General features: G+C 73.3%; 19 protein-coding genes and 2 tRNA genes. 3 read left to right on the top strand and 18 right to left on the bottom strand.

Going from position 1 to position 23,197, the window contains the following annotated elements; genetic code table 11:
- Positions 1 to 38: 38 nt before the first annotated feature.
- From CXR04_RS35320 to CXR04_RS25230, 7 genes are all read right to left on the bottom strand, one after another.
- Positions 39 to 875 (bottom strand): ComEA family DNA-binding protein, encoded by an 837-nt coding sequence (locus CXR04_RS35320; protein ID WP_324842822.1) that lies wholly within the window; start codon positions 873 to 875, stop codon positions 39 to 41.
- 874 nt (positions 876 to 1,749) lie between these two features.
- On the bottom strand, positions 1,750 to 2,604 hold the full coding sequence (locus tag CXR04_RS25255) for a DegV family protein (RefSeq protein ID WP_101424559.1): 855 nt from the start codon (positions 2,602 to 2,604) through the stop codon (positions 1,750 to 1,752).
- Between the two features lie 111 nt (positions 2,605 to 2,715).
- A complete protein-coding gene (locus CXR04_RS25250; RefSeq protein WP_101424558.1) occupies positions 2,716 to 3,477 on the bottom strand; it encodes a hypothetical protein in 762 nt (253 codons plus the stop codon).
- A 254-nt stretch (positions 3,478 to 3,731) separates the two neighbouring features.
- Positions 3,732 to 6,578: a leucine--tRNA ligase gene (gene leuS / locus CXR04_RS25245; protein WP_101424557.1), complete on the bottom strand. Its 2,847-nt coding sequence runs from the start codon at positions 6,576 to 6,578 to the stop codon at positions 3,732 to 3,734.
- A 174-nt stretch (positions 6,579 to 6,752) separates the two neighbouring features.
- Positions 6,753 to 6,825 (bottom strand) — tRNA-Ala (locus tag CXR04_RS25240).
- A 40-nt stretch (positions 6,826 to 6,865) separates the two neighbouring features.
- Positions 6,866 to 7,099: a hypothetical protein gene (locus CXR04_RS25235; RefSeq protein WP_026276023.1), complete on the bottom strand. Its 234-nt coding sequence runs from the start codon at positions 7,097 to 7,099 to the stop codon at positions 6,866 to 6,868.
- A 246-nt stretch (positions 7,100 to 7,345) separates the two neighbouring features.
- The gene (locus CXR04_RS25230; RefSeq protein WP_101424556.1) at positions 7,346 to 8,839 is read right to left on the bottom strand and encodes an MFS transporter; all 1,494 of its coding nucleotides are present in this window, start codon (positions 8,837 to 8,839) and stop codon (positions 7,346 to 7,348) included.
- Positions 8,840 to 8,946: 107 nt separating this feature from the next.
- Here CXR04_RS25230 and CXR04_RS25225 point away from each other — a divergent pair, with 107 nt between their 5' ends.
- Complete coding sequence (locus CXR04_RS25225; protein WP_101424555.1) at positions 8,947 to 9,900, top strand: helix-turn-helix transcriptional regulator; 954 nt, start codon at positions 8,947 to 8,949, stop codon at positions 9,898 to 9,900.
- Between the two features lie 134 nt (positions 9,901 to 10,034).
- Here the strand turns inward: CXR04_RS25225 and CXR04_RS25220 are convergent.
- From CXR04_RS25220 to CXR04_RS25195, 6 genes are all read right to left on the bottom strand, one after another.
- A tRNA-Ala gene (locus CXR04_RS25220) sits at positions 10,035 to 10,107 on the bottom strand.
- A 97-nt stretch (positions 10,108 to 10,204) separates the two neighbouring features.
- Positions 10,205 to 10,840 (bottom strand): histidine phosphatase family protein, encoded by a 636-nt coding sequence (locus tag CXR04_RS25215; protein ID WP_199850525.1) that lies wholly within the window; start codon positions 10,838 to 10,840, stop codon positions 10,205 to 10,207.
- Positions 10,833 to 11,264 (bottom strand): ribosome silencing factor, encoded by a 432-nt coding sequence (gene rsfS / locus CXR04_RS25210; protein ID WP_101424553.1) that lies wholly within the window; start codon positions 11,262 to 11,264, stop codon positions 10,833 to 10,835. Before rsfS ends, CXR04_RS25215 begins: the two co-directional genes overlap by 8 nt.
- Before the next feature lie 100 nt (positions 11,265 to 11,364).
- On the bottom strand, positions 11,365 to 13,056 hold the full coding sequence (locus tag CXR04_RS25205; RefSeq protein WP_101424552.1) for an LCP family protein: 1,692 nt from the start codon (positions 13,054 to 13,056) through the stop codon (positions 11,365 to 11,367).
- A 97-nt stretch (positions 13,057 to 13,153) separates the two neighbouring features.
- Positions 13,154 to 13,744: a nicotinate-nucleotide adenylyltransferase gene (gene nadD, locus CXR04_RS25200; protein WP_199850524.1), complete on the bottom strand. Its 591-nt coding sequence runs from the start codon at positions 13,742 to 13,744 to the stop codon at positions 13,154 to 13,156.
- 5 nt (positions 13,745 to 13,749) lie between these two features.
- Positions 13,750 to 13,932, bottom strand: a complete 183-nt coding sequence (locus CXR04_RS25195; protein WP_101426591.1) for a hypothetical protein — start codon at positions 13,930 to 13,932, stop codon at positions 13,750 to 13,752.
- Between the two features lie 240 nt (positions 13,933 to 14,172).
- On the opposite strand from CXR04_RS25195, the gene CXR04_RS25190 reads away from it, so the two are divergent.
- The gene (locus CXR04_RS25190; RefSeq protein ID WP_101424551.1) at positions 14,173 to 15,249 is read left to right on the top strand and encodes a M48 family metallopeptidase; all 1,077 of its coding nucleotides are present in this window, start codon (positions 14,173 to 14,175) and stop codon (positions 15,247 to 15,249) included.
- A gap of 136 nt (positions 15,250 to 15,385) precedes the next feature.
- Here CXR04_RS25190 and CXR04_RS25185 read toward each other — a convergent pair whose 3' ends face one another.
- The 5 genes from CXR04_RS25185 to proB form a co-directional block, all read right to left on the bottom strand.
- Positions 15,386 to 16,468, bottom strand: coding sequence for an SCO2583 family membrane protein (locus CXR04_RS25185; protein WP_101424550.1), 1,083 nt, complete (start codon positions 16,466 to 16,468; stop codon positions 15,386 to 15,388).
- Between the two features lie 200 nt (positions 16,469 to 16,668).
- Complete coding sequence (locus CXR04_RS25180; protein ID WP_234380474.1) at positions 16,669 to 17,163, bottom strand: SCO2584 family spore wall biosynthesis protein; 495 nt, start codon at positions 17,161 to 17,163, stop codon at positions 16,669 to 16,671.
- A 196-nt stretch (positions 17,164 to 17,359) separates the two neighbouring features.
- Positions 17,360 to 18,637, bottom strand: coding sequence for a glutamate-5-semialdehyde dehydrogenase (locus tag CXR04_RS25175; protein WP_234380473.1), 1,278 nt, complete (start codon positions 18,635 to 18,637; stop codon positions 17,360 to 17,362).
- Positions 18,638 to 18,845: 208 nt separating this feature from the next.
- A complete protein-coding gene (locus CXR04_RS25170; RefSeq protein WP_101424547.1) occupies positions 18,846 to 19,331 on the bottom strand; it encodes a hypothetical protein in 486 nt (161 codons plus the stop codon).
- Between the two features lie 271 nt (positions 19,332 to 19,602).
- Positions 19,603 to 20,676, bottom strand: a complete 1,074-nt coding sequence (gene proB, locus CXR04_RS25165) for a glutamate 5-kinase (RefSeq protein ID WP_324843331.1) — start codon at positions 20,674 to 20,676, stop codon at positions 19,603 to 19,605.
- Between the two features lie 393 nt (positions 20,677 to 21,069).
- On the opposite strand from proB, the gene CXR04_RS25160 reads away from it, so the two are divergent.
- Positions 21,070 to 23,178 (top strand): hypothetical protein, encoded by a 2,109-nt coding sequence (locus CXR04_RS25160; RefSeq protein WP_101424546.1) that lies wholly within the window; start codon positions 21,070 to 21,072, stop codon positions 23,176 to 23,178.
- Positions 23,179 to 23,197: the final 19 nt, after the last annotated feature.

Genomic DNA, 23,197 nt, shown 5'->3' with positions numbered 1-23,197 from the left:
GGGCGGATGCGGCGGCGGTGGTCGCGGTCGAGGCGGGGTCACGGCTGGACATGGGGGCGGAGGTCCGCGAAGCGGCTGTCACCGATGCCGTTCACGTCGCGGAGTTGCTCGATGTCGGTGAAGCCGCCGTTCTGGTCGCGGTAGTCGATGATGTGCTGCGCCAGTACGGGGCCGATGCCCGGCAGCGCGTCGAGCTGTTCGAGCGTCGCGGAGTTGAGGCTCACCACCGCCGTCGGTCCGGTCACCGGCGAGCCGCCTCCCGCCGGTGGGCTCGGGGCAGGGGCCGGTGGGGCGCCGGGCGCCGCGGGTGGCGGCTCGCCGACGACGATCTGCTCGCCGTCGACCAGCGGCCGCGCCCGGTTCAGGCCATCGGCCTCGGCGCCCGGGCGGACACCGCCCGCGGCGCGTAAGGCGTCCTCGACACGCGACCCGGCGGGCAGCCGGTGGACACCCGGCTCGCGCACCTTGCCGACGACGTCCACCACCACGTCCGCCGCCGCCCGGGCGCTGGGCTCCCCCGCGGCATCCGGCACCGCCGCCTCCGCGGCGGGCGTCGGCGCGGAGCCCCGTGCCTCCGGAGGGTGTACGGGCTGGGGGCGGCCGGACCAGAAGTGGTACGCGGCGAGAGCGACCCCGGCGACGAGCACCAGCACGAGAGCCGCGCACGTCGCGGGCTCCAGCCCGCATCGCAGCCGGATCCACACCGGCAACCGCTCCCGCACCGCAACCCCCCACCGCTCCCACCGCCCCATCTCCTCGCGGTCGAGGGCCGGTTGATCGCCGGCCCCCTCGGGTGGGGAGGCGGCGCGCCCGGCGGCCGGGGCGGTGGTGGGAGCGGCGGTACGGCGGGGTGGCGCGACGACGGGGGTGGCCACGGGAGCAGGGGCGGGAACAGAGAGGGGCGCGGGTGGACGGGCGGGCACAGAGCCGGAGGCAGGCGCGGGAGCGGGCACAGGGACACGGGCCGGCACCGGCCCGCCGTCACGGCTGCCCGCGGCCCGGCGGGCGAACTGCCGCCGCGGCCCGGGCGGGTCCGGTTCACCCTCGTCAAAGGGAGGCTCCGGCGCAGGTACGGAAAGCCGGGCCGCCGCCCCCGCGCTGCTACTGCCCGCGTCCCGGCCGGCAACGCGCCGCTGCGATCCCGGCAAGCGCGCCCCGCCGCCCGCACCCCGCGGTGCGGACGCGGGCGCCGCGCGCCGTGGCGAACCGCCCTCGGGCGGCTGCCCATCGGCGCCGTCCGCGCCCGAGCGCGACGGCAACGCCGAGCCACCGGGCGCCGCCCGGCCGGTTTCCTCCGTCGCCGGCGGCACACCGCCCCGGCCCCACCCCGGCGGCGCGGTCGGCTCCGCCATCTGCGGCCCGTGCGACTCCCCCGCCGTACTCCGCCCCCGGTCGGACCATCCCGGCTTCGCCGGCCCCGGTTCCTCCGCACCCTCGCCGCCCGTCCCCCTCCGGGGGAAGCGCGGGGGGTCCTTGCTGGTCCAGCGGAGGTCTGGGCGTGGTTCGTCCGTGGGGTGGCGGATAGGCGGGCCGAGCATCGCTGTTGCTCTGTGGCGCAGGTGCTCCCGCGACGCGGTCCTCGGCGCCCCGCTCCCCCGCCGACCGCGCCTGCGCTGCTCGTGGCGTCCCGGTCCCCTGGTCTCCGTACCCGTTCGTGCGCTCATGGCCCGAAGGTACGAGCCCCGCCCCCACCCCCGCTGATCACCGGCAATTCCTGTGGATAACTCGCCGGTTGTGGACAACCCGCGGCTACGCGCCGCCCCGCCGCGACACCACCGCGCCCAGCAGCCCCGGCCCCGTGTGCGCCCCGATCACCGCGCCCACCTCGCTCAGGTGCAGCTCCTCCAGCCCCGGCACCCGCTCCCGCAGCCGGTCCGCCAGCTCCGCCGCCCGCTCCGCCGCCGCCAGGTGGTGCACCGCGACGTCCACCGGGCCCTCCGCCGCCCGTTCGAGCACCAGCTCCTCCAGCCGCAGGATCGCCCGGCTCGCCGTACGGACCTTCTCCAGCAGCTCGATCCGCCCGCCGTCCAGCCGCAGCAGCGGCTTGACCGCCAGCGCCGAGCCCAGCAGCGCCTGTGCCGTGCCGATCCGGCCGCCGCGGCGCAGGTAGTCCAGGGTGTCGACGTAGAAGAACGCCGACGTGCCCGCCGCCCGCCGCTCCGCCGCCTCCACCGCGTCGTCCACGGTGCCGCCCGCCTCCGCCGCCTCGGCGGCGGCGATCGCGCAGAAGCCGAGGGCCATCGCCACCATGCGGGTGTCCACCACCCGCACCGGCACCGGCGCCTCCTTCGCCGCCAGCACCGCCGCGTCGTACGTCCCGGAGAACTCCGCGGACAGGTGCAGCGACACGATGCCCCGCGCGCCCGCCTCCGCCGCCTTCCGGTACGTGGCCGCGAAGAGCGCGGGGCTGGGCCGCGACGTCGTCACCGGGTTCCGCTTGCGCAGCGCCTCGGCCAGCGAGCGGGCGGAGATCTCGGTGCCCTCCTCCAGCGCCCGGTCGCCGAGCACGACGGTCAGCGGGACGGAGATGATGCCGTGCCGCCGCATCGCCTCGGGCGGCAGATAGGCCGTGGAATCGGCGACGACAGCGACATCGGGGGACATGCCCAAGACACTACTGGGCTCGCCGAACACCCCGCATCCGAGGGCCCGCGCGGCGCGTACGGCCTAGGCGGTCCGCCCAGGTCACGCCCGGTGTCCCGGCCGCGGACAGCTCTATGCCGACTCCGGCTTGCGCAGCTTCTCGATCTTCGACAGCAGCGCCTGGAAGGCGTCCTGCCCCTCCGGCGTCCCGCCGGACGACAGCGCCGGCTGCTGCTTCGGCGACCGGCCCGCGCCGTCCGCGGGGCGCGTCTTCTCGCCCGAAGTCGCCTCGGACGGCGGTGCCTCGGCCGACGCGGCGCCCGGGGCCGCCTCCTGCTCCGCCGCCGGCGTCCAGTGCCGCAGCGCGCCGGTCTCCAGGTCGATCTGCGTCGTCAGCGCGTCCAGCCCGTCCTCGTCCTCCGCCGTGTGCCGCGCGCGGTCCTGCGCCGCCCAGCGCAGCGAGTTCGCCGACTGTGCGATCCGCTCCGCGCGGGTGCGCAGCTCCGGCAGCCGCTCCGCGATGCGCGACTTGTCCGGCTCCCGCTCCAGGTGCCGCAGCTCGCCGTCGACCTGGCGCGCGTACTCGTGGAGCCGGTCGAGCAGGCCGATCGACTCGCGCAGCCCGGGGTCGCCCTGCACGGCGTGCTCCAGCTCGCGACGGGTGGCGTCGATGGAGTTGCGCAGGGAGAGCCGCAGGCCCGCGATGTCACCGGCCGCGCCGGGCTGCACCGCGCGGCGGGCTTTGAGCGTCGTCTCCTGGACCGTTCTGCGGGTGTCGGCCACCGTGCGCTCGACGCCGCGCTTCACCGCCCGCGTGGCCTTCACGGTCAGGACCACGCCCGCCGCGACACAGAGCACGAAGAACAGCGCCAGCAGAGCGACGACGACGTCCATGAGGTCCGCATCCCTCCATCTCGGGCCGCGCAGCCCCGGGCGGCCACGGCAGGCGGTCTGCCCTCCAGACTACGGGTACGGGAAAGGCCGGGCGGCCCCGCCGGCCCCCCGCCCTTCCCGGAATCGTCCCTTAGGGAACGCCCCGGGGACCCGGCCGCGGCCGGTCCCGCGACCGGGCCCACCAGTGCTCCGCGGCGGCTTCCTTGCGTGTCCCGCGGCTGCTCCCGCGCCTCGTACGAAGGCGCCGGGCGCCCTCAGATGACCACGTTCACCAGCTTCGGCGCCCGTACGATCACCTTCCGGACCGGCGCCCCGCCCAGCGCGCGCACCACCGCCTCGTCCGCCAGGGCCGCCGCCTCCAGATCCGCGTCCGAGATGTCGGGCGACACCTCCAGCCGGGCCTTGACCTTGCCCTTGACCTGCACCACGCACGTGACCGTCTCGTCGGCCACGTACCGCGGATCGGCGACCGGGAACGGCTCGTAGACCACCGTCGTGACGTGCCCCAGCCGGTGCCACAGCTCCTCGGCGACGTGCGGCGCCAGCGGCGCGACCAGCTTCACCAGCGCCTCGGCGACGCTCCGCGGCACCGCCGGCAGCTTGGTGACGTGGTTGTTCAGCTCCGTCACCTTCGCGATGGCGGTGTTGAAGCGCAGCCCCGCCATGTCCCTGGTGACCCCGTCGACGGCCTTGTGCACCGCCCGCAGCGTCGCCTCGTCCGGCTCGGCGTCCACGACCGTGACCGCACCCGTCGACTCGTCGACGACGTTGCGCCACAGCCGCTGCAGCAGCCGGTACTGGCCGACGACCGCGCGGGTGTCCCAGGGCCGGGAGACGTCCAGGGGGCCCATCGCCATCTCGTACAGCCGCAGCGTGTCCGCCCCGTACTCGGAGCAGATCTCGTCCGGCGTGACGGCGTTCTTCAGGGACTTGCCCATCTTGCCCAGCTCGCGCCTGACCTGCGCGCCGTCGTACCAGTAGCCGCCGTCGCGCTCCTCGACCTCCGCGGCGGGCACCGGGAAGCCGCGGGCGTCGCGGTAGACGTACGCCTGGATCATGCCCTGGTTGAACAGCTTGTGGAACGGCTCGGCGGACGAGACGTACCCCAGGTCGTACAGCACCTTGGACCAGAAGCGGGCGTACAGCAGGTGCAGCACGGCGTGCTCGGCGCCGCCGACGTACAGGTCGACGCCGCCGTGCGGCTTGCCCTCGGCCGGGCCCATCCAGGCGCGCTCGACCGCCGGGTCGACCAGCCGCCCGGCGTTGTGCGGGTCCAGGTAGCGCAGCTCGTACCAGCAGGAGCCGGCCCAGTTGGGCATGGTGTTGGTCTCGCGCCGGTAGCGCCGCGGCCCCGAGCCATCGCCCAGGTCCAGGGTGACGTTCACCCAGTCCGCGTTGCGCGACAGGGGCGTCTCGGGGCGGCTGCCGGCGTCGTCGGGGTCGAAGGTGCGCGGCGAGTAGTCCTCGACCTCGGGCAGCTCCAGCGGCAGCATCGACTCGGGCAGGGCGTGGGCGACGTCGTTCTCGTCGTAGACGATCGGGAAGGGCTCGCCCCAGTAGCGCTGCCGGCTGAACAGCCAGTCGCGCAGCCGGAAGCTGACGGTGCCTTCGCCGACGCCGTGGTCCTCCAGCCAGGCGATGATCTTCCGCTTGGCGTCGGCGACCTCCAGCCCGTTCAGGTCGATGCCGTCGCCCGCGGAGTTGATCGCGGGTCCTTCGCCGGTGTACGCCTTGCCGTCCCAGTCCGCGGGCGGCTGCACGGTACGGATGATGGGCAGCTCGAAGACCTCGGAGAACTCCCAGTCGCGCTGGTCCTGTCCGGGTACGGCCATGATGGCGCCGGTGCCGTAGCCCATCAGGACGTAGTCGGCGATGAAGACGGGGACGCGCTCGCCGTTGACGGGATTCAGGGCGTACGCGCCGGTGAACACGCCGGTCTTTTCCTTGGCTTCCGCCTGCCGCTCCACGTCGGACTTGGCGGCGGCCTGCGCGCGGTACGTCTCCACCGCCTCCGCGGGCGTGGCGTGCCCGCCGGTCCACACCTCGTGGGTGCCCTGCGGCCAGCCGGCCGGTGCGATGCCGTCGACCAGCGGGTGCTCGGGCGCCAGCACCATGTAGGTGGCGCCGAACAGGGTGTCGGGGCGGGTGGTGAAGACCGGGATCTGCGTGCCTTCGTGGCCGTCGACGGGGAAGTCGACGCGGGCACCCTCGCTGCGGCCGATCCAGTTGCGCTGCTGCAGCTTGATGGCCTCGGGCCAGTCCAGCTCGTCCAGGTCGGCCAGCAGCCGGTCGGCGTAGGCGGTGATCCGCATCATCCACTGCCGCAGATTCGCCTTGAAGACGGGGAAGTTGCCGCGCTCGGAGCGGCCGTCCGCGGTGACCTCCTCGTTGGCCAGCACGGTGCCCAGGCCGGGGCACCAGTTGACCGGGGAGTCGGAGGCGTACGCCAGCCGGTGACCGCTCAGCACCTCGGCGTGCTCCTCCGGCGTCAGCTCGCCCCAGGGGCGCCGGTCGGGCGTCTCGCGCTTGCCGGTCTCGAACTGCTCGACCAGGGTGGCGATCGGGCGGGCGGCGCCCGCCTCCTCGTCGTACCAGGACTCGAAGATCTGCAGGAAGATCCACTGGGTCCACTTGTAGTAGTCCGGGTCGATGGTGGCGAACGACCTGTCCCGGTCGTGCCCCAGGCCCAGCCGGCCCAGTTGGCGGCGCATGGAGGCGATGTTCGCCTCGGTGGTGACGCGCGGATGGGTGCCGGTCTGCACGGCGTACTGCTCGGCGGGCAGGCCGAAGGCGTCGAAGCCCATGGTGTGCAGGACGTCGTGGCCCGTCATGCGCTCGTAGCGGGCGAAGACGTCGGTGGCGATGTACCCCAGCGGGTGGCCCACGTGCAGGCCCGCGCCCGAGGGGTACGGGAACATGTCCATGATGAACTTCCGGGGCCGGTCCGACGCCGCGGCCGTGTCCACCGCGTACGTGCCCTCGCGCTCCCAGAATTCCTGCCAGCGTCCCTCGATCTCGGCCGCCAGGGCCGCGGTGTAGCGGTGCGGTGCCGTCGGCGGCACCGACTCGGTGGCGGCGGCGGTGGTCGTCTCGCTGCTCATGGTCCTCAAAGCTCCTGGTGGTCTCTGCCTGCGGTGCCGGATGCGGAAACGAAAAAACCCCTCGCACAGGAGGGGACGCCGCGCTGAGTGTTTCCTGCCGTCAGCGCGGCCCGCTAAGCAGAAGGCGTCGGGCACGCATGCGCTCAGGATATCGCAGCCGGAAGGGGAGCCGAGTGGAGCTAAGGAGATTCGAACTCCTGACCCCTTGCATGCCATGCAAGTGCTCTACCAACTGAGCTATAGCCCCTGGGCGGGCTTCACCCTACCCCACCGGCGGCGGTGGCAGATCAGGCCGTCGCGAACGAGTAGAAGCGCTTGAGCGTGCAGTGCTCGTCCAGCAGCCGGCCGTAGATCGGCTCGCCCTCCAGCTCGCGGTAGGTCTCGATGGGATCGCCCTTTATGATCAGCGCCCGCGCGCACTCCTCGCACCAGTACTGGTAGTCGGGATTGAGCGGCTCCATGTCGCGCACGATGGGGGTGCCGTTTCCGCACCAGTCGCACTTCCTGCTGTGTGCTCCCATCACTCAGCTCCAGCTATGGCCGCAGGCCGTGCACACATAGGACACTCCGCCGTTGTCACCGAGCACCTGCGCGACGTGCGAGGAACCGCAGGCTGGACAGTGCAGGGCGGAGGCGCGGATCGCTCCCGGCCGGCGGGTCTCGGCCGCCGGCTGCCTCCTGGTGGCGCACGAAGGCATCTCGCAGCCCCTCCCTTCGGCTTCCGCCCTGTGAGGATGCTGTGATTCTGCCACGCGCGGCCGAGGTGGTCAGCGCCGATACCGGTACCGAACCCCCGCAAGCAGCCCGAGCACCCCCACAGCGGCCAGCGCGAGGAGCGCGTCCCACACCGCGTCCGCGGAACTCCGCGCCGTGAGCGCCCCCACACGCTCCAGGTACAGGGTGCCGATCGTCGCCACGCCGATGAGCCCGCCGAGCTGTGCGGTGGTCGTCAGCAGGCCGCTGACGTGCGGTGCGTCCTCGGTGCGTACGAGCGCGAGCGCGGCCGTCAGGTTGGGGCTGAAGGCCAGCGCGAGACCGAGGCCGACGCCGGTCAGCCCGGCGTAGAAGCCGGGGCCGCCCTCGCCGCCGTCGCGCATCGCCAGACCCACCGCCACGAACGACACCGTGAGCGTCACGAAGCCCGCCGGCACCACCGCCGGGCGCAGCCGCTCCGGGAGCCGCTGCCAGGTCAGCCCGGCGATACCGAAGGCGACGGCGGTCGGTACGAAGGTCAGCCCGGCGCGCAGCGGGCCGAAGCCGAGTCCTGACTGCAGATGCAGCGCCATGACGAACATGAACGCGCCGTTGAGCACCATCGCGAGCCCCGCGCGCACGACGGCCACGGGCATCCCCGGCGCACGCACCACGCGCGGAGGGAACAGCGGCACGCCCCCGCGCCGGGCGAGGCCCGACTCGTACGCCGCGAAGGCCGCCACCGCCGCGACGCTGCCGCCCAGCATGATCCAGCCCCAGACGGGCCAGTCCAGCTCCTGCCCGAGCACCAGCGGCACGGTGAACAGGGTCACCGCGGCCGCCAGCAGCACCAGCCCGCCGCGGTCGAGGACGCCGCCGTACGGGGCGCCGCCCGCCGCGGACCGCGGCTCGTCGCGCGGCAGCAGCCGGGCGCCGAGCACCAGCAGCGGCAGGCCCACCACCACGTTCACCAGGAACACCGGGCGCCAGCTCCAGCCGAAGATGTCGGCGCTGACCAGCAGGCCGCCCGCGATCTGCCCGGCGGCCGCGCCGGTGGCCAGGACGGCCGCGTAGACGCCGAGGGCCCGGACCCGCTCGGTGCCGGTGAAGTTGCGCTGGATCAGGCTGAGCACCTGAGGGATCATCGCCGCCGCGCCCGCGCCCTGGACCAGCCGGAACGCGATGAGCTGCCCCGAGGTGGCGGCCAGCCCGCAGGCGAGGGAGGCGGCGGTGAAGAGCACGAGCCCGCCGAGGTACATGCGGCGGTGGCCGAGCATGGCGCCCAGCCGGGCGCCGGTGATCAGCAGCACGGAGTACGAGATGACGTATCCGGCGATGATCAGTTGCAGCTCGGCGCCCGAGGTGCCCAGGTCGGTGCGCATGGTGGGGGCGGCGACGTTGACGATGAAGACGTCGAGCAGCGCCATGAACTGCCCGGCGAGGACGATGCCGAGGAGCCAGCCGGTACGTGTGCCGGGAGCGTTGTCGGTGCCGCGCGCTTTACTGGAGACGGCAGCGGCGCCGGGCGCGCTGCCGCCGGCGGGGGACGTCGTGGTGGTGTCAGGCATGCCGCGAGCATCTCCCCCGCGCCGTACTGGTAATGAGAGCCTGCTGATGCTGGTACTGACAGCACCTGGCACGGCGGGCGGAACGCCCTGACCCTGGGGAGATGAGCATGACGACGATGGCGGCCGGCCGCCGCAGGCCGGAGCTGGCGGCCTTCCTGCGCAGCCGCCGGGCGCGCATCACCCCGGCGGACGTCGGCATGCCGCCGGGACCGCGGCGCCGCACCCCGGGGCTGCGCCGCGAGGAGGTCGCGCAGCTCTCCGGCGTCGGCGTCACCTGGTACACGTGGCTGGAGCAGGGCCGGCGCATCAACGCCAGCCCCCAGGTGCTCGACGCGGTGGCGCGCACCCTGCGGCTGGACGCGATGGAGCGCGAGCACCTGTACCACCTGGCCGAGGTGCCGTACGCGCCCGAGCCGGCCGCCGCCGCCCAGTCCGTCGGCCCCGAGGTGCTGGGGATCCTGGCCGCCATGGACCTGCCCGCGGCGGTCTACAACTCGCGCTATGACGTGCTCGCCGCCAACGAGCTGTACGAGCGGATGTTCCCCGCCGTCCGCGCCGCAGGCCCGCAGGCCCGGAACGTGCTGTGGCAGCTCTTCTCCGCCCGCGCCTGCTGCTGCGCGATGGTCAACCGGGACGAGGAGCTGCCGATACTCGTGGCCACCTTCCGCGGGGCGTACGGCCGGCACGTCGGCGAGCCGTCCTGGGAGCGGCTGATCCACACCCTCTCCGAGACCAGCGAGGACTTCGCGGAGATGTGGCGCAAGGGAGACGTGGCGCCGCCGGGCTCGCGCATCAAGGTCGTGCAGCACGCCTCGGTCGGCGTGCTGCGCTGCGTGTCGACGTCGCTGTCCATCACCGGCATGCCGGAGACCCGGATCGTCGTCTACACGCCCGCGGACGAGGCGAGCCGCGCGCTGCTCGACTGCCTGCGGACGCTGGCGGACCCCCTGGTCGGCTGCCCGGCCCACGCCCGCCCGCTCTCCGAGGAGCGCGCCCGGCAGGCGGCGCTGAAGGGGCCGGAAAACGACGAATCCCGCCACAGCGGGACGGGGGCGGGGTGAACAGAGTGCGGGGCTGCCGGAGTGAGGGGGTGCGGGTGGCGAAGCCCCCGCCGGGCGCGGACGAAGTCCGTGCAGAAACGACAAAGGCGACATGGTCCGCGCTTTCCGCGGGCACACATCGCCGGTCGGCTCTGTGGAGCTAAGGAGAATCGAACTCCTGACCTCTTGCATGCCATGCAAGCGCTCTACCAACTGAGCTATAGCCCCTTGCAGTCGCCCCGCCGCAACCGCGGGGGCGAACGAGACAGAGCTTAGCCGGAAGGGGCCCGGAAACAAAAATCGGTCACCGGCGGCCGCCCGGGAGCTACGTGTCGTCGCCCAGCACCGGCTCCGGCAGGCTGCCCGCGTTGTGCTCCAGCAGCCGCCAGCCGCGCACCGACTCCCCGAGCACCGACCAACTGCAGTTCGACAGCCCGCCCAGCGCCTCCCAGTTCCGCGGCTCGATGCCCAGCAGCCGCCCGATCGTCGTCCGGATCGTGCCGCCGTGGCTGACCACCACCAGCGTGCCGGCGTCCGACAGCTTGTCCGCGTGCGCCAGCACCACCGGCGCCGCCCGGTCCGCGACCTCGGTCTCCAGCTCACCGCCGCCGCGCCGCACCGGCTCGCCGCGCTTCCACGCCGCGTACTGCTCGCCGTGCCGCGCGATGATCTCCTCGTGCGTGAGCCCCTGCCAGACGCCCGCGTACGTCTCCCGCAGCGCGCTGTCGTACGTCACGTCGAGATTCGTCAGCGACGCCAGCTCCGCGGCCGTGGCGCGGGTGCGCAGCAGGTCGGAGCAGATCATCGCGTCCGGCCGCAGCGCCGCCAGCAGCCGGGCGGCGCGCCGCGCCTGCAGCACGCCCGCCTCGGTCAGCTCGATGTCGGTCTGACCCTGGAAGCGCCGCTCCAGGTTCCAGGCCGTCTGGCCGTGCCGCCACAGGACGATCCGGCGGTCACGCATCCCGCCGGGCCCCGTCGCCGTGGGCCTCCGCATACTCCGCGGCGCGGCCGCGGGTGGCCACCGCGTCCGGCGGCAGGTCCAGCTTGGGGCAGTCCTTCCACAGCCGCTCCAGGGCGTAGAACACCCGCTCCTCGGAGTGCTGCACGTGGACCACGATGTCCGAGTAGTCCAGCAGCACCCAGCGGCCGTCCCGCTCACCCTCGCGCCGCACCGGCTTGGCGCCGCGCTCCTTCAACAGCGCCTCCTCGACGCCGTCCACGATGGCCTTGACCTGGCGGTCGTTGGGCGCCGAGGCGAGCAGAAAAGCGTCGGTGATGGCGAGGACGTCGCTGACGTCGTACGCGACGATGTCGTGCGCGAGCTTGTCGGCGGCGGCCTGGGCTGCGGTGCTGACCAGGTCGATGGAGCGGTCCGTTGCGGTCACGGGCAGGGCTGTCCACTTCTGTCGGGAACTCGGGGTATCGCTGCGGATACGTATTCCAGGATCTCACGCCCGTACGACAGCCCCGCGGCTCCCGGCACGGTCACCCCTCGTAGTCCTGCCCGAGGACGACCGCCACGTCGGCGTTCGCCGGCGTCTTGCCCTTGACCACAGCCTTCTCCGGCAGCCCCAGCGTCTTGGCGACCTGCACGGCCTCCTCCTTCGCCGCCGCGTCCGCGTAGCGCACCTCGGAGGCCGCCTCCGGCTCCGCCGCCCGGCCGCCGTCGACGAACGTGTAGCCGCCGTTCACCAGCGCGACCTTCGCCGTCTCCGCCGGCTTCGCGCTGCCCGCGCCGTTCTGCACGCTGACCCGCGCCGCCGTGTCCCCGCCGGGGTTCTTGACCGTGCCGCCCAGGACGTCCTCGACGACCTTCTGCGTGGCCTGCTCGCTCGGCCGCCCGTCGCCGCCGACCTCCAGCGTCTCGGTCGCGTACGCGCCCTCCTTGGCCAGCTCCGACAGCGACGCCAGCGACGCGGCCAGCTCGGCCTCGGACAGCGACGGGTCCAGGACCATGCCCATGGACTTCACCAGGCTCTTCGCGCCCGCGGTGTCGCTCGGCAGCTTCTTCAGCACGGACTGCATGACCTGCCCGAAGCGCTTCAACTGCGCCGTCTGCGGCTCGCCGTCCACGTGGTACGTCGCGTAGGCGATGGCCTGCTCGCCGTTGAGCTTGCGCTGCGGGCCCTTCTCGACCAGCGGGTCGTCGCCCTTCTTCGCGCCGGGCACGGTCGCGTCGGCGTCGACGGTGATGCCGCCGACGCCCTCCACGAGGATCTCCAGGTACGGGGTGTCCAGCCGCCAGCTTCCCTTGATCTGCGAGCCGAGCAGCGCGTCGATCGCGTCCCGGGTGGCACCCGCGCCCTGCTCGTCGACGGCCTGGCCCAGGGTGGTGGCGGTGCCGTCGTCGCCGGAGACGGCGAGGTCGTTGGGCAGCAGCACGGTGGTGCCCTTGCCGGTGGTGGCGTTGTTCACGAGCAGCGCGGTGGCGCTGCCGCCGCCGTCGGTGTCGTGCAGGTGCACCACCAGGGTGTCGCGCTTCTCCTCCCCCGCCTCCGCCGGCGCCGAGTCGCCGCCGGCGAAGGGGAGGCGGTCGGTGGCCCACAGATAGCCCGTGCCGCCGAGCACGGCGAGGACCATGACGAGCAGCAGCGCCATGCGGCGGTTGCGGCCGCGCCGCTTGGCCTCCTCGCGGCGCTCGGTGCGGCTCTCGGTGAACTTCAGCCAGTCGATGACGTCTTCCGAGGACTCGGTCTCGTCCTCGACGAAGGAGAACTGCTCGGTGGCGTACTCGCGCGGCTCGTGCGGCGGCCGGCCCCGGCCGGGGGGCTCCGCGCCGGGCGGCCGCTGCTGCGGGATGCGCCCCCACTCGCCGTCGGGCGGTACGGGCGTCACGGGCTGCTCGCCGGAGTGGGCGGCGGGGCCGTAGGGGTCGTAGTCGTAGTCGTACCCGACGGCCGGGGGCGGGGCCTGCGGGGCGTAGTGCTGCTGCTGCGCCCGGGGGGCCTGGGGTGGGTAGGCGGCACTCTGCTGGGGCGGGGGCGGCTGCTGCTGGGCGTACGGGTCGTAGTCGTACCCGTAGCCGGAGGACGGGTCCCGGTAGCCCTGCTCGCCGGGGTCCTGGGGGGCGCCCTGCCGGTCGTAGTCGTAGCCCTGCTGTGCGTACGGGTCGTAGCCGCGGGCGTAGGGGTCCTGGTACGGGTCGTGGCCCTGCGGGCCGCGGTATCCGTCGTTCACTGGTGCCCCTTCCATAATGGGCAATCCCCGCCCATGGTCCCCCCGTACTTACCCTTCGCTCCCCGTGCGGCCCCCGCCGCTTCGTAGATCCTGCGCGTCAATCGCCGTCGCGGTAAAGCCTTCGCTTGTTGATGTAGCGCACAACGCCGTCAGGGACCAAATACCAGACGGGTTCCTCGCGAGCCACCCGTTCCCGGCAATCCGTGGACGAGATGGCGAGCGCGGGAACCTCGACCAACGACACCCTGCCTTCCGGCAGCCCGGGGTCGTGCAACCGGTGACCCGGCCTGGTCACCCCGATGAAGTGGGCCAGCGAGAACAGTTCCTCCGCGCCCCGCCAGGTGAAGATCTGGGAGAGCGCGTCCGCGCCCGTGATGAAGAAAAGCTCCGCCTCCGGTTCGAGCCCGTGCAGCTCCCGGAGGGTGTCGATCGTGAAGGTCGGCCCTTCGCGGTCGATGTCGATGCGGCTGACCGAGAACTGCGGGTTCGACGCCGTGGCGATCACGGTCATCAGATAGCGGTCCTCGCGCGGCGACACCGCCTTGTCGCTCTTCTGCCACGGTTCGCCCGTGGGCACGAAGATCACCTCGTCGAGGTGGAAGCGGGCGGCGACCTCGCTCGCCGCCACCAGGTGACCGTGGTGGATGGGATCGAACGTCCCGCCCATCACGCCCAGTCTGCGTCTCACCGCCCTCAGCGGTCCCGGTTGAAGCGGGTGGTGATGAAGAGCAGGAGGAGCAGGATGAACAGCGCGCTCCCGCCGATGAAGTACGGGTTCAGGCTGGCGTGGTTGCTCTCGTGCTCGCCGCCGCCACCGCTCTCGGATGCGGAGGCGAGGGTCACGGCGAGGTCGTGGGCGGCGGTCAGAGCGCTCATGGTCACGGTGGCCAATCCGGTGTCGTCGGGTGGGCGTGCCTCGACATCGTAAGCGGGTCCGCGGCCCGCTCCCACGTCGGCTCCGCCATCGGAGGGCGCCGGACGGGGACACCGCCGCAGACGCCGAGGTCACCGTGCGGTACGGGTGCCGTGACGAACCTGCTACGGAACTCCCGGCCGCGCCGGCCCGTTGTCGCACTAGCCTTGGGGGTCAGACGTACGGGGAGGGGACGGACAGACATGCCTGAACTCAACAAGAACGTGCCGAGCCGAGAACGCAGAAGGTTCCCGGGCATCTCGTCCCGGGCGTACGAGCACCCGGCGGACCGCTCCGCGCTCGTCTCGCTGCGCAAGCTCACCGGCTTCGACAAGGTCTTCAAGGCCATCAGCGGCATGCTGCCGGAGCGCTCGCTGCGGCTGCTGTTCCTCTCCGACTCGGTGCGGGTCGGCGACCAGCAGTTCCAGCACCTGCACGACATGCTGCGCGACGCCTGTTACATCCTGGACCTCGACAAGGTCCCGCAGATGTACGTCAAGCAGGACCCCCAGCCCAACGCGATGTGCATCGGCATGGACGAGCCGATCATCGTCGTCACCACCGGCCTCGTCGAGCTGCTCGACGAGGAGGAGATGCGGGCCGTCGTCGGTCACGAGGTGGGCCACGCGCTGTCCGGCCACTCGGTGTACCGCACGATCATGCTCTTCCTCACCAACCTCGCTCTCGCGCTCGCCTGGATCCCGCTGGGCGCCCTGGCGATACGGGCCATCATCGCCGCGCTGCTGGAGTGGTTCCGCAAGTCGGAGCTGTCCGCGGACCGCGCCGGGCTGCTCGTCGGGCAGGACCTGGAGGCGTCGATGCGCGGGCTGATGAAGCTCGCCGGCGGCAACCACCTGCACCAGATGAACGTCGACGCGTTCCTCCAGCAGGCCGAGGAGTACGACCGGGGCGGCGACGTCCGCGACTCCGTCCTGAAGATCCTCAACGTGCTGCCGCGCAGCCACCCCTTCACCACCATCCGCGCCGCCGAGCTGAAGAAGTGGTCGGAGAGCCGCGACTACCAGCGGATCATGGACGGCCACTACCCGCGGCGCGACGAGGACAAGGACGCCTCCGCGCGCGAGTCCTTCCGCGAGTCGGCCAGCAGCTACGCGGACACGGTGAAGAACAGCAAGGACCCGCTGCTGCGGCTCGTCAACGACATCGCGGGCGGCACCGCCGACATAGGCGGCAAGCTGCGGGACCGCTTCAACAACCGCGGCTCCGGCGGCTCCGCCCCGTCGGACGGCTCCGGCCCCGCGGACCCCTCGCCCAACTGAGCACCGTCCCCCCTCCGCTCAGCGAGCGCCCACCGTACGAAAGCCGCCGCCCCCTCGTCCCGGGGGCGGCGGCGTCGTTCGTACGGCGTTCGTCCTACGGGACGCGCGGTCCGCGCCTGCGGCCCGTGCCCCCGCGCTACGACGCCTTCGCCGCCTGCCCCGTGTCCAGCACCCCGCACAGCGACCCGCTCAACTGACCCGGCGTCGCGAACGGGTTGGTCCCGTGCGGCGTCTTCCGCGGGTCCCGCTCGCCGGCCAGCAGCGGCCGCAGATACGCCGAGGCGTCCGCGGTGCACGCCAGCGGCCCGGCGGTCAGCGCGGTCTCGGCCAGCTCCAGTTGCCGGTCGCGCAGGTCGTCGTGGTCGAAGCGGATCCGCACCTGGCGGCGCACGGTGAACAGCGACGCGTCCGCCTCGGACGTCCCGGCGGACGCCTTCGCGGGGCGCAGTGCGTAGACGAAGACGTGGTCCGCGCTGACCTCCAGCTCCTGGTCGCTGACCTCCGCGAAGGTCACCGCGCCGTCGACCCGTACGCTCCGGTGGGCCAGCCGCACGTGCTCGGGGTCGAAGCGGACCATCCAGCCGGTCGCGGCGTGCCTGCCGTCGTCGGCGGGGCGGGCGAGGCTCTGGTCGAACTGGCCGTGCTGCTGCGGGTCGAGCTGGATGCGTACGTCGCGGACGTTGCCGCCGGTGAGGGTGCGGGCGTCGACCGCGGAGGTGACGAGGTAGTCCTTGCTGGCGGTGAGCGCCTGGACGACCTGCTCCTCGGTGAAGTTCCGGGTCGCGACCGGATCCGGCAGGTCGATGCCGTCGGCGCCGGTGCCGAAGTCCGCGGCGGGGCTGCCGGCGATCAGCTCTTCGGGCTCGCCGCCGGGCACCGGGCCGTCGGGCGTCAGCGGGACGACGGTGCTGCGCAGCGGCGCCGCGGCGGGGGCGCCGGGCTGCCGGTAGGGCATGCGTACGCCCATGTAGATGGCGGTGCCGAAGGCGAGCGCGATGAGCAGCACGAGCACCAGGGCCTGCCGGGAGGCGCCGGGCCGCTGGGGGCGGCGGCTGCGTACGGCGGGGGCGTGGTCGCCGACGCGCTCGCGGGCGGAGTACTCCTCCAGGCGGGCAGCCTTGACGAACGCCTCATCGAACACGATGGAGCGGTACTCGTCGTCTCCGCCTCCGGGGGCGCGCTCGGGTGTCCCGTCGGGCGGGCCTTCGTGCCCGGCCATATACAGAAGAGTAGGTCCGCGGCGCCCCCCGTAAACCGGCGCGTCAACGCCAACTTGCCGCTGCGCCGGTGGGGGTACCGCCCACGGCCGCAGGACGTAGGGGGAGGGTGAGGATCAATCGGGCGGAAGCGGTTGCGGCAGATCGCCGGCGACGCCCGCACGGAGGTCGCGCGGGGGGCTCAAGCAGGGGTTCCGCAGGGTCAACGCGGGGTCAGCGACGGTTCGAGGGCGTCCGCGCCGGTCGTGGCCGAAGGGCTGGAGCCGCCGGGGGGCGGGGCGTCGTCGCGGCCGTCGGGGCCGGAACGGTACACGGCGGCGAAGGACAGCGCGACTATGCCGACGCCGAGGAGGAGGGCGAGCAGCAGGGCGACGGGGCGCTGCCAGTGCCCGTGGCCGCGGTACGGGCGCAGGGCGCCGCCGTAGGGGCCGTACGGGTCGGGGGCGTCCGGGTCGTCCCAGCCGTCGTATATCCGGTCCTCGTTCGCTGCCTCGTCGAGGACGGCCTCCGCCTGGGCCCGCGCCTCCGCGGCGCCGACCATGCGCTCCACGGCGCTGGGCTCGTGGAAGTGGGCCGAACGGACGAAGTCCTCGTCGAGGACCACGGCGGCGAACTCTTCGTCCGCGCCTCCGTGGTGGTGGCTGTCGGGCTCGTCACCGTCGGCGTACGGTGGCCTGCCCCCCACATCGTCCGGCACCCGACCAGCGTAAACCGGGACAGTCGGGATGCGCCAGGCAGCGCGGGATACGGACGCAGGGGCCCGGCCACCCCTCCGGACCCGTGCGGCGGCCGGGACGGGCCTGAGAAGGCGCCTGTACGGCCTGCTCCCGGCCCGGATGCCGCCGCGCGGACTCCTGGAGCCCCACTGGGCCGTTCGGCGGCGGGGCGCCCGGCTACCGGCCCTTGAGCTGGCCGTCGCCGGTCACGACGTACTTCGTCGAGGTCAGCTCCGGCAGCCCCATCGGCCCGCGGGCGTGCAGCTTCTGGGTGGAGATGCCGATCTCCGCGCCGAAGCCGAACTCCGCGCCGTCGGTGAACCGGGTGGAGGCGTTCACCATGACCGCCGCGGAATCCACCAGTGCGGTGAAGCGGCGGGCCGCGCCGGTGTCGCGGGTGACGACGGCCTCGGTGTGCCCGGAGGACCAGCGGCGGATGTGCGCCACCGCGTCGTCCAGGGAACGCACCACGCCCGCGGCGATGTCGTACGACAGGTACTCCGTGGCCCAGTCCTCGTCGTCGGCGAGCTGCACCTCCACGCCGGCCGCGGCGCCCGCCTTCACCCAGGCGTCGTCGCCGTGCACGGTGACGCCCTCGGCCTCCAGGGCCCGCAGGGCGCGGGGCAGGAAGGCGTCGGCCACGGCCTGGTGGACGAGGACGGTCTCGGCGGCGTTGCACACGCTGGGGCGCTGCGCCTTGGAGTTGACGAGGATCTTCTCGGCGAGGTCGAGGTCGGCGTGCTCGTCCACGTACACGTGGCAGTTGCCCGTGCCGGTCTCGATCACCGGGACCGTGGACTCCTCGACGACGGTGCGGATGAGGCCGGCGCCGCCGCGCGGGATCAGCACGTCGACCAGGCCGCGGGCGCGCATCAGCTCGTGCACGGACTCGCGGCCCTGCCCGGGCACCAACTGCACCGCGTCCGGCGGCAGCCCGGCCGAGGCCACCGCGTCGCGCAGCACGGCGACGAGGGCGGTGTTCGAGGCGTACGCGGAGGAGGAGCCGCGCAGCAGCACCGCGTTGCCCGACTTCAGGCACAGGGCGGCGGCGTCCACGGTGACGTTGGGCCGGCCCTCGTAGATGATGCCGGCGACGCCCAGCGGCACCCGCACCTGGCGCAGCTCCAGGCCGTTCGGCAGCGTGGAGCCGCGGACCACCTCGCCGACGGGGTCCGGGAGCTTGGCGACATCCCGGACGTCGGAGGCGACGCCGGCGACGCGCTCCTCGGTCAGCGTCAGCCGGTCCACGATCGTGTCGGAGACGCCGTCGGCCCGCGCCCGGGCGACGTCCTCGGCGTTGGCCGCGACGACCTCCGCGGCGCGCGCCTCCAGCGCGTCGGCGACGGCCAGCAGGGCGGCGTCCTTGGCCGCGCGGGGCAGCGGGGCGATCATCGCCGCCGCGGTACGCGCCCGCTGGGCGGCCTGGCGGACCGGGGACTGGGTTTCGCTGCTCATGCCGAGCAGGGTAGTCGGCGGTGCCGACATCGTGGACAGGCCGTATCACTCCGCGAGACGCGGCACCGGCGGGTGCGCGCTCCCGCGCTTCACCTCGTGCGCGTGCGCCGGTAGCCGCCCCAGGGCGCGGAGGCTGCCGCGCGCGCCGGGGCGTACGCCCCCGCACGGCCCCCTGCGGACCGTGCCGCGGCCGATCCCCCGCCGCGGCTCAGAACGGATGCACCCCCACCGGCACCGCGGGCGCCGGCCCGTACCCGCCGGCGATGCGCTGGTGGTACGTCTCCCTGGCGATCACCTCCAGGCCCACGATCTCCCACGGCGGCAACTGCGCCGACGCCCGGTGCTCCCCCCAGAGCCGCAGCGCCACGGCTGCCGCGTCGTGCAGGTCGCGGGCCTCTTCCCAGTAGCGGATCTCGGCGTGGTCGTTGGCATAACGGCTGGTCAGCAGGAAGGGATGGTCGTGCGCCAGCCGTTCCAGACCGCGTCTGATCTCCTTCAGCGGGGCCTCGGGTCCTGCGACGCTCAGCGTGACGTGCCACAGCCGGTGGGCGCCGTCGGCGGCGGGACCGCCGGCGTCCGCCGCGGTCGCCGGCTCCTCCGCGCTGCCCGCATGCCCACCTCCGGTCCCCTGGACGCTGGTCAGCGTCCGCTGTGCCGTTCCCCGGGGCAGCGCCCCTGGACGCCCTTGTGTCACGGGCGGCCTCCTGAATACGAGTCTGCAACGGGCTGCGCGCCGCGGCAGCCCCATACAACAAAGTTGACCAGCCGACGCGCCCGCCCGTGGTGCTTTTGCCCAAGGTCTCTGCCGGGACACGGGTTTTTTCGCGCGCCGCGCGCCGGTCTCGCGGGGGGTACGGCGCACACAGCGGCACGTGCCGCGCCCTGCCGGTCAACCGTCAGTTGCCGCCCGCCACTTGTGGCGCCTCAGTTGTCGCCCGCGCCTGCCGCGCCGCACCGCTCGCGCCTCAGTTGTCGAGCACCACGAGGTCGTCCCGGTGCACGACCTCGCGCTCGTACGCCGGGCCCAGCTCCTTGGCCAGCTCGCGGGTGGAGCGCCCGAGCAGCCGCGGCAGCTCCTCGGCGTCGAAGGCGACGAGCCCGCGCGCGACCGCCCGGCCCGAGGTGTCCCGCAGCTCCACCGGGTCGCCCGCGGTGAACCTGCCCTCCACCTCCTTGATCCCCGCCGGCAGCAGCGACGTGCGCCGCTCGGTCACGGCCCGTACCGCGCCGTCGTCCAGCACCAGCGCCCCCAGCGGGGTCGAGGCGTGCGCGAGCCACAGCAGCCGGCCGCGGGCACGCCGCCCGGTGGGGTGGAAGTACGTGCCGGTGGGCTGCCCGGCCAGCGCCGCGTCCGCGTACACGGCGGACGTCAGCACCACGGGCACGCCCTCGCCGGTGGCGATCCTGGCCGCCTCCACCTTGGTCACCATGCCGCCCGTGCCCACCCCGGCCCGCCCGGCGGTCCCCAGCCGGACCCCGGCCAGCTCGTCGCGGTGGCGCACCTCGGCGATGCGGGAGGCGCCGGGGGCGCTCGGCGGGCCGTCGTAGAGGCCGTCGACGTCGGAGAGGAGCACCAGCAGGTCGGCGCGGGCCAGATGGGCGACGAGGGCGGCGAGCCGGTCGTTGTCGCCGAAGCGGATCTCCTCGGTGGCCACGGTGTCGTTCTCGTTGACGACGGGCACGGCGCCCATGGCGAGCAGTTGCTCCAGGGTGCGCTGCGCGTTGCGGTAGTGGGTGCGGCGGCTCATGTCGTCGGTGGTCAGCAGCACCTGCCCGACGCGCCTGGCGTAGCGGGCGTACGAGGCGGTGTAGCGGGCCATCAGCAGCCCCTGCCCGACGCTGGCCGCCGCCTGCTGCCTGGCCAGGTCACGGGGGCGCTTGCCGAGCCCGAGCGGCGCCAGCCCGGCGGCGATGGCCCCGGAGCTGACCAGCACGATCTCCCGGTCCCCGTGCTTGGCGAGCGCGTCCACCAGGGCGTCGACCCGGTCCGCGTCCAGCCCGCCGGCCGCGGTGGTCAGCGAGGACGACCCCACCTTCACGACGATCCTGCGGGCACCCGCCGCGGCTTCCCGACTCGCCCCTGCCACCTGCACCCCTGCGCTTTCCCGGCCCGCGTCCCATACGTACGGAACTGCGAATCTACGCCACCTCCCGGCCGCCCCGCGGCGCCGTCCCACGGTACGGACACCCGCCCGGACGCCCTTCCGGGCACCCGGAGGCGTGCGGGACCCGAATTCTTGTACTGATATGAGAAACGAAATGGCCGCCAAGGACCGCTACACGCATTTGCGCCCGATTGGCGGCCCATGCCGGGTGGAGAATTGTCTCCTGCCCCGTGACCGTCATACGGTCTGGGGTCAACTCCCTACCACCCCCGGAACCAGGCGGTCCCGGGACCGTCCTCACGACCTCCCTGCCAGGAGTCAGCACCCGTGCCTTTCGCCGGTATCGCCCCCCGCCGCGCCGTGCAGCTCATGGCGCTGACAACGCTGCTAGCAGCGTATTGCGCGCAACTCGTCGGCGCGCTCAAGCCCAACGTGCCCCTGCTCGTCGCCGCGGCCGCGGGCGGCCTCGCCCTCGACCTCTATCTGCAGCACCGGCAGCCCGGGCTGCTCTCCCTGCTCAGCAGGGTCCGCTTCGACGTCATGGTCCGCCAGTTGCTGCGCGACATGCTCATCCTCTTCGGCCTGCTGCAGATCGACGGCATCGAGCCGCTGCGGGAGCAGTCCGCGCTGACGGTCATGCTGCTGTCGTCGTACCTGGTGCACTTCCTCATCCAGGGCGTCACGATCATGGTGCGCCGCGACCGTACCGTGCCGGTCGTCACCCGGAACGTCGACGTCTCGGCCCTGGGCCTCTCGCCCGCGCCGCCGCGGATCCTCGCCCGCCGCTCCAGCCACCGCCTGCTGTACCTCTCCGTGCCGGTCACGGTCGGGCTGCTGACCACCGCCGCCACCGCGGACGCGGTGTGGGGCGTGCTGGGCCTCGGCATCTCGCTGGCGCTGAGCGTGGGCGGCGCCCTGTATCTGGCGACCTGGCTGCTGCCCGCCAAGCGCACGGCCGACGACCAGCGGGTACGCGAGTGGTTCGCCGGCTGGCTGCAGGAGTACCAGCCGACGGTGGGCCTCTACTTCTCCGGCGGCGCCACCTCCGCGTACCAGGCCAACATGTGGGTCTCCACGCTGGCCGCCCTCGACGGCAGGCCGCTGATCGTGCTCCGCGAGCGCTTCATGGTGCAGAAGATCACCGCCACCGACGTGCCGATCGTCTGCCTGCCCAAGGTCGCCGACCTGATGCTGCTGGAGCACTCGACGCTGAAGATGCTGCTGCACCCGGCGAACTCCGGGAAGACCTCGCAGGTGCTGCGCATCCCCACCATCAAGCACGCCTTCACCAACCACGGCGAGAGCGACAAGCTGTCGAGCTGCAACCCGTACGCCAAGGCGTACGACGAGGTGTGGGTGGCGGGCCTCGCGGCCCGCGACCGCTACCAGCTCGCCGACATCGGCGTCGACGATCACGACGTGGTGGAGGTCGGCCGCCCGCAGCTCGCGCCGATCCGCCCGTACCCGGGCCCGCCGCCCGCCGGCGGCCTGACCACCGTGCTGTACGCCCCCACCTGGGAGGGCTGGGACGGCAACCCCGGCAACACCTCCGTCGTGCTGGCCGGCGAGAACGTCGTGCGCGAGCTGCTCGCCGACCCCAAGGTGCGGCTGCTGTACAAGCCGCACCCGCTGACCGGCTCGGTCGACCCCCGCGCGGGCGAGGCCAACAAGCGGATCCAGGCGATGATCGCCGAGGCGAACGCCGCCATGGTCGCCGAGGCCGCCGCCGGCCAGGCCGAGGGCGGCCGGGGCGCCGAGCGGCCGGGCCCCGAGGCCGCCGCGGAGCTGGCCAGGGTGCAGGCGGAGCTGGACGGCCTGGTTACCACGTCCTTCCGGGCCGGCGCCGACGAGGTCGAGCGGATGCTGATGCAGTCCTCCCCCGAGGCCGGCCGGGCCGAGGCCGTGCAGGCCGCGACCGCCGCCTGGGAGGAGGCGTACTGGGCCTCGCTGCCCGCCTGGGAGCACCAGGTCATCACCGACTCCCGGCCCGGCATCTACGCCTGCTTCAACGTCGCGGACGTGCTGGTCAGCGATGTCTCCAGCGTCATCTCCGACTACCTGACCAGCGAGAAGCCGTACGCGGTCGCCAACACCAGCGGGCTGACGGAGGCGGAGTTCAAGGCGGAGTTCCCGACCGTACGGGCCGGCACCATCCTCGGCCCGAAGGCGAAGCAGATCCCCGCCATGCTCCAGGCCGTCCGCGACCCGGAGCACGACACCCTGGTGCGGGCCCGCGCGGAGCTGAAGGAGCACCTGCTCGGACCGTCTGAACCGCCGTCGCTGGTGCGCTTCAACGCCGCCGCGGTGGCGCTGTGTGCCAAGGCGGACGCGCGCGCGGCGCGCATCGACGCGCGAGGGGAGTCCGATATCCCTTCTCAGCGTCGGGACGCGGCGGAGGAGATGGAGCTGGAGCCGGAGGAGCCGGCGGGCGTCTAGGCCGCGTCCCCGACACGGA

It is taken from the genome of Streptomyces sp. CMB-StM0423 (assembly GCF_002847285.1).
GTDB lineage: Bacteria > Actinomycetota > Actinomycetes > Streptomycetales > Streptomycetaceae > Streptomyces.
Note: the sequence above shows the minus strand (reverse complement) of the source record. Positions and strands in the feature narration are given on the sequence as shown.